Raw genomic sequence first — 644 nt, forward strand, 5'->3', positions numbered from 1 at the left:
CGATGGGATAAATATAGCACTGTTTTTGGCTGTTGATCAACGTATCTGTAGAAAACTTTTCAAAACTCATACTTAACTTGGCTGTTTTTACTTTAAATTGACCAATAAAACAGTGTTTTTTGGGCTGTATTTAAAGTGTTCGCTTTGGGTCTCAATTATGCTTTTGTGTTTTAAGTTGTTGATTTTAGTGTGTTATAAATGGTTAATAAGTGGCTGTTATATTGTTTTTTGTCTCAGCTTGGTGGTTGATTTGGTATTTTGTCTGTATTTCTCAAAAGTTGAGAAAAGTGAGTGTTGTGCTATGGCGGTGGTTAATGAAGGCTCTAGGATGGTGCAAGAATTTCTTATCTGATGAGAAAATCTGGCAAGGAAGTATAATTGGTGGGTCGTGGAGCGGCTAATAGTGTTTTTTCCCTCATTAACGTTAATGTGTTTTTATTTATCATTGAGTTACGTTGTTTTAATGATATTTTTAATACAAACAAATCTACTTGGAGAGTGATGTTTAGATGGGCTTATCATGGCATTCTTTCCCATATCAGGATGAATAGGGGTAACCAGACTTTTTGTGGTGGATGTTTGTCCGTGTTGATGGCCATACACACAAGTTGGCTTTTTTACACACACTATGAAATCGTGTGAAC

1 protein-coding gene is annotated in these 644 nt (G+C 35.2%); it reads right to left on the bottom strand.

Annotated elements, in window-relative coordinates; translation table 11 throughout:
* Positions 1-450 precede the first annotated feature (450 nt).
* Positions 451-644, bottom strand: a 194-nt coding sequence (locus R8N49_RS27980) for a hypothetical protein (RefSeq protein WP_318190552.1), incomplete at its 5' end; no start/stop codon positions are given.

The sequence above is a fragment of the Vibrio sp. 1978 genome (assembly GCF_033344345.1).